This is a genomic window from Spiroplasma sp. Moj (assembly GCF_016082285.1).
GTDB classification, from domain to species: domain Bacteria; phylum Bacillota_I; class Bacilli_A; order Mycoplasmatales; family Mycoplasmataceae; genus Spiroplasma; species Spiroplasma phoeniceum.
On sequence record NZ_MQTY02000028.1, the window covers coordinates 1 to 10,434 of the forward strand.

The 10,434-nt window shown below is 27.7% G+C and carries 7 protein-coding genes; 6 read left to right on the forward strand and 1 reads right to left on the reverse strand.

All coding sequences use genetic code 4. The features are described 5' to 3' along the window. Positions 1–94: 94 nt before the first annotated feature. The gene (locus BST80_RS02210) at positions 95–589 is read right to left on the reverse strand and encodes a hypothetical protein (protein ID WP_415745763.1); all 495 of its coding nucleotides are present in this window, start codon (positions 587–589) and stop codon (positions 95–97) included. A gap of 114 nt (positions 590–703) precedes the next feature. On the opposite strand from BST80_RS02210, the gene BST80_RS02215 reads away from it, so the two are divergent. The 6 genes from BST80_RS02215 (at position 704) to BST80_RS02240 (ending at position 10,180) form a co-directional block, all read left to right on the forward strand. Next, on the forward strand, positions 704–1,612 hold the full coding sequence (locus BST80_RS02215) for a type I phosphomannose isomerase catalytic subunit (protein WP_415745764.1): 909 nt from the start codon (positions 704–706) through the stop codon (positions 1,610–1,612). 180 nt (positions 1,613–1,792) lie between these two features. After that, complete coding sequence (locus tag BST80_RS02220; protein ID WP_415745765.1) at positions 1,793–3,985, forward strand: fructose-specific PTS transporter subunit EIIC; 2,193 nt, start codon at positions 1,793–1,795, stop codon at positions 3,983–3,985. A 100-nt stretch (positions 3,986–4,085) separates the two neighbouring features. Next, positions 4,086–4,298, forward strand: coding sequence for a hypothetical protein (locus BST80_RS02225; RefSeq protein ID WP_415745766.1), 213 nt, complete (start codon positions 4,086–4,088; stop codon positions 4,296–4,298). A gap of 117 nt (positions 4,299–4,415) precedes the next feature. Beyond that, complete coding sequence (locus BST80_RS02230) at positions 4,416–6,074, forward strand: MATE family efflux transporter (protein ID WP_415745767.1); 1,659 nt, start codon at positions 4,416–4,418, stop codon at positions 6,072–6,074. 198 nt (positions 6,075–6,272) lie between these two features. Further along, positions 6,273–9,221: a 2-oxo acid dehydrogenase subunit E2 gene (locus BST80_RS02235; protein ID WP_415745768.1), complete on the forward strand. Its 2,949-nt coding sequence runs from the start codon at positions 6,273–6,275 to the stop codon at positions 9,219–9,221. A gap of 153 nt (positions 9,222–9,374) precedes the next feature. Further along, positions 9,375–10,180, forward strand: a protein-coding gene (locus BST80_RS02240) for an IS5 family transposase (protein ID WP_415745769.1) whose coding sequence is annotated in 2 segments (ribosomal slippage) — positions 9,375–9,786 and positions 9,786–10,180 — 807 coding nt in all. Because the reading frame shifts where the segments join, the coding sequence is not laid out codon by codon here. Positions 10,181–10,434: the final 254 nt, after the last annotated feature.

Sequence of the window (10,434 nt, forward strand, 5' to 3'; positions counted from 1 at the left end):
ATTTGCTATTAGTATCTTTTTAAAAATATTTACAATTATTTTAATAGGTTATGCAAGAAGTCTACTGTTTTGCAATGAGTTTTAGTGTATGATTTTAGGTAGTAGATTTTTGTGGTGGAATGGGTTTATTTAAAATAATTAAATTAATGGTATTAAATCCACCAATAATACTACAACTTCATAGAACATATCCTAAGCCAACATATCACAATCGCTTAATTACAAGACTAAAAGTTGTTTTTAAAATTAGTTGGATGGAAATTAAAGTTAAAAAGAAGAAAACAATTGTAATGATTAAAACAAAAAAATAAAAATATAAACTTAAACGTAATCGATTTTTGTTGTTGTCATAATAATAAATTTTTGAAAAAATAAAGGGGTTTTTAATAATAAAATAATTAATAAATAATATAATTAAATTAACCACAAGAAAAATTGAACAATAAATTAATTTATATTGTGATGACATGTTTTTTAATGCTAGGAAAATAATTATAAAAATAATTGTTACAATACCTAATGCAGCAAAAAGTCATAATAAATGCCATTTAATTTTTTTAAGATAACTTCGAATACGAATAATTTCCATTGTTGACTCCAATCATTTTATTAGTTAAATATATCTTACTATAAATTTTAATGATAATATTATTTTTTTCAGTTTTTGTGGTTTAATATAATAGAAAAACTGAGGAGGACATTTATGTATAAAGTAATTAAAGTGACACCATATTTTTCAGAACGTTTATGAGGGGGACAAAAATTAGCGGATTTTGGTTTTCAATTGCCAACAAATAACTTATATGGTGAAGCATGAGTGATTAGTACATTAGATAATGGAATGAGTTATATTGCGAATGGTTCTGAGACGGGAGTATCATTAAAAACATTTTTTGCAAATCATCCAGAATATTTTGGAACTACTGATAAAGAATTTCCTTTATTATCCAAAATTATTACAGCAAATGATTATTTATCAGTTCAAGTTCATCCTGATGATGAATATAGCTTAAAACATAACAAAATGTTAGGTAAACCTGAATGCTGATATATCCTTGATTGCCCTATTGATGCTAAAATGATTTATGGACATTATGCTCAAACAAAAGCAGAATTAATTCAATTGGTTGAAAAAAAGGCATGAGCACAATTATTTACAGAAGTAAAAGTACAAAAAGGGGATTTTTTATATGTTCCTCCAGGTAAAGTTCATGCCATTACCCCAGGTGTAACAGTTTTTGAATTACAACGTTCATCAGATATAACATATCGTTTTTATGACTTTGATCGTGCTGATAAAGATGAAAACTTTCGTCCGCTTCATTTACAAGAATGTTTTGATGTAACAACAGTTCCTGATTCAACTAATCAAATTGTTCATCGTAATGAAGGAATTTTAATTGATAATGAATATTTTACATTACATTTATTAACAAAAACACGAGAACTTGATTTAAATACTATAAAATGAGCACAAGTAACAGTTGTTGAAGGAAAAATAACCATCGGAACAACAGAACTTTTAGCAGGTGAATCAGCAATAACTGTGGAATTAGCGCAAAAATTAACAATAAATGTTAAGGGTAAAGCATTATTAAGTTATAAAAGATAAATTTAAAAAGAGCAAAAATTCAAATTTTTGCTCTTTTTTTAACTAAAAAAATGACACTTATTAAATTTTAATTTTATAGAAAAAAAATTCCATTTTATATTTAAAAATAGATTTTTTTAATAAAATTATTGAGTTTTAATTTTAAAATAGTAAACTATAAATGGAAGGAGAAAAAACTATATGTATAATAACATTTTTAATGAAAAACATATTATTTTAGATTCAACAGCTAAAACTAAAGAAGGAAGCTTTTTAGAACTTGCTCAATTAGCTGAAAATCTTGGATATGTTTCTGACCGCAATGAACTTGTTAAAGGTTTTGAGGCCCGAGAAAAAGAATCTTCAACAGGTTTTGAAGATGGCTTTGCAATTCCTCATGCACGAATTAGTGCTGTTACAAATGCAGCGGTTTTATTTATTCGTTTCAAAAATGATGTTGATTGAAATGCAATGGATGGTAAACCAACGAAAGTTGCCATTGCTTTAATTATTCCTGAAGCTAAATCAGGAGAAATTCATTTAAGAATTTTAAGTAAAGTAGCACGAAAATTAATGGATGAAGATTTTAAAAAAGCAATGAAAGTTGAAACAGACAAAGCAAAAATTTCAGCAGCATTATTAACTGGGATTGGAAAAGAAGAGGTTCCAACCAAAATGATTCCAACTGGTCAAAAGCCGTTGCTTTTAGCAATGACAGCTTGTGCAACAGGAGTAGCGCATACTTTTTTAGCTGCGGATAAATTAAACCAAACTGCTCCTAAAATGGGATACGACATTAAAGTTGAAACACATGGAGCTGAAGGTGTTCGCAATGATTTTACAGAGGAAGAAATTAAAGAAGCCGAAGTAATCATTGCTGCAACGGATATTGGACTTGATATGGAAAGATTTAGTGGAAAAAAAGTTTATAACTGTCCAGTTGCAAAAGCAATTAAAGATCCAGAAGGGGTTATTAATGCCGCTCTAAAAGAAGGAAAAGTGCAACCAACTGGAGAATTTATTACTAAGGGTGCTAATGGTAGCAACCAAAAAGTTGGAGTAATGAAACACTTAATGGCTGGGGTTTCATATATGGTTCCAATTGTTATTTTAGGAGGAATTTTTATTGCTATTTCATTAGGATTAGCAAAAGCAATTTATGGTCCCAACTATGAGAATTTTCATGGTTCATTAAAAGGAATGGGTTGAATTCCTGATGCTAGCGGAACAACAGCACATTGAGGAGAAATATTTTATACTGACCCATTAACTGACCCAAAAAACTTTTTCTATTATCTTAATGTTATAGGGGTATCAGCCTTTACATTAATGATTCCAATTTTGGGAGCATTTATTGCTAATTCAATTGCTGGTCGTTCAGCAATTGCTCCAGTTTTAGTTGTTTCATTTATTGGAAATAATGCTGTTAACTTTTATCCTTTACCAGGAATTGAAGCAGTTAATACTCCAACTGGATTCGTTGGAGCAATTGCAGCCGGATTAGCGGTTGGATATACTGTTAAATGAATTAATACTTGAAATGTTCCAAAAGGATTAAAACCATTAATGCCAATCTTCTTTATTCCAATTGTTGTCGGCTTTATCTATGGAATGATTATGATTTTTGTGATTGGCTCAACTGTTGGTTGAGTAATGGGTAAATTCCAAGATTGAATTTCACAAACATGAGGTAATACTTCAAATGCTGCTAATGTAGCAATTGGATTAGGCTTTGGACTATTGATCGGAGCAATGGCTGGTTTTGATATGGGTGGACCAATTAATAAAGTTGCATTCTTAGCATGTACAGGTTTAATTGGTTCAAAAATTTATACACCAATGGGGGCAATGGCAGTTGCAATTCCAGTTGCGCCAATGGGAATGGGAATTGCAACATGAATTTTTAAACCATTCTATAATGAAGAACAACGCACAATGGGTTCAACAGCATTCTTTATGGGATGTATTGGAATCTCAGAAGGAGCAATTCCATTTGCAGTTAATGATCCAAAACGTGTTATTCCAAGTAACATTGTTGGTTCAGCAATTGCGGGTGCTTTAGCTGGTGCTGTAGGAATTGCTGATTTGGCTGGTCATGGTGGACCAATTGTTGGATTCTTATCAGCGTTAGGTCGTGGTAATGGTGATGCTGGAGTTTATGGATGAGCTAGTGCTTGAGGATGAACATTACTAGCATTCTTATTTATGATTATTGGGGCTTTAATTACTGCCTTTATGTATGGTTTCTGACAAGTTGTAGATAAAAAACGTACTGGTGAAACAATTTCAATGAAACAATTTGTGGTAAAAAAACATACTAATAAAGTAGTTGCTAATAAAAAATCTCAAAAAGTAAAAAAAGAACATAATCACCGCCATATAACAAAAAAGTAATCATCAAACCCAAATTAAAAAAAGATTAATAATAAGGATTATTAATCTTTTTATTTTTTGTGTATAATAGAAAATATTAATATAAAAGGGGGACAAGACAATGCATTTGTTAGTAAAATCATTATTCGATGTTCTTCCATGATGAGCTGCTTTATTAATTTCAATAATAATTTTAATGCTTATAATTGGATTAGTTCTTTTTTTCAAACGAAGAACTGATCAAGTTGCAAATCATAGTGAAAATAAAAAATTAGAAAGTTTATGGCAAAAAATTGATAAGTCAAGAAAAAACACAAAAAGCAAAAAACAGTAAATAAGAATAAGAATAAAAATCAAGATAAAGATAACTTAAAATAAAAATCATAATTTTTATTTTTTTATATTATAATATTTCCAGGATATTTTAGGCTCATTATATAAGGGGGATACAATGATAAAAGTACAAGGCAAAAAACATCTGAAATTTTTTGCCTCAAAAAAATGATATGCGACTGCATTAGTACTAATTTTATTAGCAACATTACAAGAAATTATTATGGAATCAACAGACTTAGTTGATAATTTTTTTGCAAGTTCAATTCAAAAAAATGTCCATGGTTATCAAGAACTATTTAATGAGATTAAATATATTTTTGGAGCAGATAATGTTTATCATGTAAAAGCAGTTTGAGATAGTTGGGGTTTAGGAAATTATGTTGGATATCATTATACAGCAGGACAATTAGCAATTAATGGAGTTGCTGCCTCTAACCAACTTTATTTTATTATGTTTGCAATTCTAAGCGGAGTTTGTTATGGCTTTGGAGTTTTTAATGCACAATATTATGGTGCTGAAAAATATAAAGAATTACAACAAGTAACATTATTAAAAATTTATGTTTGTTTAATCATTTGCCTTATTGTATTAATTTTATCGCAGGTTTGTGGTTATGAAATGATTAGTTTTACTACAACACCAAAATATGCTCCTCGCCCTGATATAGTTGCACAATTAAAACCTGAGGATAAAGATTTAGCAATTCAGTGGTTTAAATATTTTGAATATAGAGCAGCGTCAATTTCAATATTAGAAGGAGCAGAGTATTTTAAAATAGTTGCTTTATCATATCCATTGTTAGCAATTAACATTGCTTTTATTACGACTTTACGTGAAACTGGTCGAACAGGTTTGGCAGTATGAATTTCAGTTATTGCTTTAAGTACGAATTGTTTTATGAATCCATTTTTAATTGAACCAAATTTTATTGCAAATTTTAATGGAATTGGTGTACAAGGAGCCGCGATTGCTACGTCAGCTTCACGTATTTTGCAACTTGTTTTTATGATAGTTTTATTTTCATATAAACGGTATAAATTTATTCCTCGAAATTGATGACACTTTGATGGTTATGTTACAAAACGAGCGTTTCAAAAAGCTTGACCAATTGTTTTAAATGAAATTTTTTGATCAGTCGGAATGGTAGTACAAGTTAAATTACGAGCATATTATAGTTTAGATGCTTTAACAGCAAATGCGATTTTTTCAACAATTATTGCTGCTTTATATACGCCGCTGTATCATGGATTTGCTGCGGGAACTTCAGTTTTAGTTGGCAGCCGGTTAGGGGGTAATAATTTAGAAGAGGCAGAATATAATGGTAAACATTTAGTTATTTTGTCTTTTCTAGTTGGAATTATTGCAGGATTAATTTTAGTTGCAGGAGGATGATTTTTACCAGAATTATTGTTTGTAAATAATACGCCAGAAACATTTAGAATTGCACATTGGATGCTTTTTGCTTATGGATTATGATATCCTTGTTTAATGATTGCTGCAACAAGTTATGCCATTATTAGAACAGGTGGTGCTGTGATGAATGCCTTTGTTTTAGATGCTTTATTCACATGATTAGTGCCAGTACCATTATTAGCAATTTTAATTTTTACTTCAAATTTAGATATTATTTATATTGTATTAATTATGCAATCAGTTGACAGTTTAAAAGCAATTTGAGCATTGATTATTTTAAAACGAAAAAAATGGGTAAAAAATTTAACAGAAACTAAGCATATTACAGAATTTGATAATAAAGTAAAAATAATAAAGTAAAAAGGATAAAAAGAAATGCGAAAGAAATGTAAAAATTTTGCATTTTTTTATTTTTTGTGTATAATGTTACTTTTTATTTTAATACTAAAAAACAGTGAATGTATGATATAATTACTTTATAATAAAATGAGTATAAAAGTGGCTAAACTAAATTTAATAAAACATATTAAGTTTTTTTGAATGGGGTAATCAGAAACAATGAAAAAAATTAGAGTATTAACGTTAGAAAAAAAAGGAATTTTAAAAAAATTTTTATATCAGAATGAAGAAGTTAAATTAGGTGATAAAATTGCTTTAATTGAAACTGAAAATGGTGAATCTATTATTACAGCTCCAATGGATGGAATTATTGTTAAGCAAATTAAAGAAGGCACTAAAATTAAACCCAATGCTGTTATTGCTAATTTGCTAACAACTGAAGATGAAATTGAAAAGTATTATTTTAAACGTCTTGAAGATAACGAATTTACTCGTTTAAATAAAAAAGGGGTAAAATTTTCGACAACAAAAAATGGTCAATTTGGAACAAAATGAAATGATGTTGAAGAAGATGATTATTCAGGAATTAGTATTGGAAACGAAAATACTTTACATCCAACTTTTACGCCACCTTTATTGAATCAGCAACAAGTTTACAATAATGAAAACATTATTAATTCAAGAGCTGTATTAATTAATGAACAACAGCCATATGATACTTCGATATTATCACAAAATTTTAACCAAAATGGTGGAACTCCCTTTTCTAAAGAGAATACTATTAATAGTTCTTATTTTTCAACAAATATTGAACAAAATCAATCTATTAATTTTCAGCAACAAAACAATTCATCATCACAAAAACAACTTTTTGAACAACCCACTAAAATAACACAAGAAGAACAGAAACGATGGGATGAAACAGCATTATCTTTTGGTCCTAAGAAAACACGAAGATTATCATTTAAAAATTTAAAAATTAATGATAATGATATTATTAATAATCGAGAAAAAATTCCTTCAATTGATACAATTAAAAACCCAATGAATAAAGAAATAAAAAGTGAGTCGAAGACAACAATGGTTAATATTCCTGATTTGAATAGTAATATGTTTCAAGATGGTAACTTTGAATCACAAACAAATAATTTGAATCAACCGCCTTCTATTCCCAACAATATTATAACGAATGCTATTCCAATTGGACAAACAAAATTAACAGAAGAAAATCAAGCAAAAGAATATGCAAAATATTTAGTTAATACAACAAAGCATCAAGATGAAGTACCAATTAATGCAGCAGCATTTTTTGGTGGTCAAAATGAAAATACTAGTTTTCGTAATCTTGTAAATCAACGTCGTGAGCAATTACATAATAATAATGATTTTCATGAGTTATCATTAGAAAGTGATAATTCCAAAAATTCAATGGATTTTTTAGATGAAGATGGACGTCCTAAAATTTTACGTAATATTGTCCAAGGAAGAATGAATGATTTAGTTAAAAGAAATGTATCATCAGAAGTACAAACTGGGTATAGTAGTTCTGCTTCTAATTATAATGACAATGTTAATACTTTTAAAACAAATGACAAAAAATTATCTGATGAAGCTTATATTTCTGCTGATGGTTACACAATTGATCCAAATGAGTCAAATGAAGCGAAAGAAAAAAAACAAGGACATTTTTCTACATTAAAATCTTATCGTGATCGTTTATATGAAAAATTAAATGATAATGGGCAACGAGAAAAAATTTTAAAAACAAGAAATCAACGAGAGTTAATTAAGAAAAGAATGGAGCAAATTGCAAAAGGAAATGTTGAAATTGATTCTGTTTTAGGAGGAATTAGTAATTATCAGCGTCCTTCTTTTGAGGAAGTTGAATCACAATATAAAATATTAGATAATGAATATTATGATAATAATTCGCATCAGAAAAAAACAAATGATGATATAGTTAAACCATCTTTATCATATGAAAAACAACAATCATCTAAGCAATTAACTCAACTTGAAAACAGTGATGAAAGTAACTGTAGTTTAAAAGGTACAATTGACAATAATGTAATGATTGAATTGGCAATTTTAAAAGAACGCTTAGTTAATCAAGAACAAAATAATCGTCAAAATGAATTATTACGAGAAATTCAAAGTTTACGTCAAGTAAATAATAATACAGATGGAACAAACATTGAAAAAATGATGCAATATATGTTAATGCAACAAATGTTAAAAACAATGAATGAGTCAGATCCTGTTTTAAAAGAGATGTTAAAAGAATTTAAATTTAATAATAAACAAAGGCCTGAATTAAAAACTGAACATAATTGTGAAGCACATAATTTACAAGTTAAAAAATTTAATTCCACAGAAACTACAATTCCTAATAGTTATGGAAACTTGGTACAACCATTAAATAACAATTTAAATATTATTAATACTAATAGTCAAGTTGAACCACAGGGATTAGAAACAAGAGAAGAAATTAAATCAACAAGATATCCTGCGATTCAATCAATGATTATGTCTCAAGCACATGTACCACCATTAACAATTAATACTGAAATTGATATGTCAGCAATTATTGATCAACAACGAAAATTAAAAAATGCTAATGCTGAGCATGGTGTTCGATTTTCGACAATGAGTTTTTTAGTAAAAGCAGTTTCGTTAGCTTTAAGTGAATATCCAAAATTAAATTCATATTATGATTCAAAAACAAATCAAATTGTAATTAAAAATTCACAACACATTGGGTTAGCAACAGAAACTAGTGAGGGATTAGTTATTCCAGTTATTAAATTTGCTGAGCGAATGAGTTTAAAACAAATTGCAATTAACATTCAAGAAACAATTGAACATTTACGTCAAGGTGAATTATATGATTATGAATTAAAAGGAAGTACTATTACTATTGCCAACTATGGAATGATTGGAGCAGTTAATGCAACACCAACAATTTTTTATCCTAATTCAGCAGTAATTGGTGTTGGGCGTATTGTTCGTAAACCAATTGTCATAAAAGGGGATAAACTAGTAATTCGTTCAATAATGAATCTTGCTTTAACAATTGATCAACGAATTATTGATGCTGCAGAAGCAGGGATTTTCTTAACACGATTAAAAGAAATTTTAGAATCACCAGAATTAATTACGTTGTCATAAAAAAATCTTATTAATTTTTAATTAATAAGATTTTTTAATTTTTTAAAATTTTATAANTATNNATTNNTNNTTTAATAGACTTCTTGCATAACCTAGTTATTTTAAAATTCCTATAAAATATATTTAAAATAGAAATTATAGGAATCTAAAATTATGAAATTTGATAAATTTGATTTTATTAATGATAAAGAATTATTCCGATTAACAGGAATAAAACAAGCCACTTTTAATAAAATGTTAGATATTTTAAAGGTTGCTGAAATAGAAAAATTTNAAATAGAAAAATTTAAAAAAGGTGGCAAAGCTAACAAATTATCACTAAAAAATCGATTATTTATGACTTTATCGTATTGACGAGAATATCGTACTTTTTTTCATCTTGGTAAAAGTTTTGATATTAGTGAGGCTAGTTGTTATCGCAATGTCAAATGAATTGAAGATATTTTAATTAAAAACTCTGATTTTCAACAACTTGCTGGTAAAAAAGCACTAATAAATGATTATTTTATTGATAAAACAATTATTATTGATGCTACCGAAACTCCAATCCAACGCCCAAAAAAAGACAAAAACAATCTTATTCTGGTAAAAAGAAAAAACACACGATCAAAACACAAGTAATTATCGAACAAGAAACCAAAAAAATTATTGCAACAAGTTTTTCGCTTGGAAAAAAACATGATTATGCTTTATTTAAAGAATCAAAAATTTCAATTTTAAAAAATACCAAATTAATAGTTGACAGTGGTTATCAAGGAATACAAAAAATTCACAATAATGTTCTAATACCTACAAAGAAAACAAAGAAAAAACCTTTAAATAAAGCACAAAAACAACATAATAGACTAGTTTCAAAAATGAGAATTATTATTGAAAATATTTTTGCTATTCTTAAAAAATTTAAAATTATTACAGAAAAATATCGTAATCATAGAANNNATAATTTGCAATTATTATAGATAGCATAGAAGATGTATTTAAAATTAAATAATTTAAATAAAAAAGTCATTTTTCGTTGTAGGAAAATATTAAATTTTTAAATAAAAGACATAATTAATTAAAATTATAATTTGCTATTAGTATCTTTTTAAAAATATTTACAATTATTTTAATAGGTTATGCAAGAAGTCTAATGTCGTTTGATGTTGACCTNGCACTTATCACGACTATCGCTTGTTAAAGCGTCTATTATTTCCGGACTGATTACCGCTGG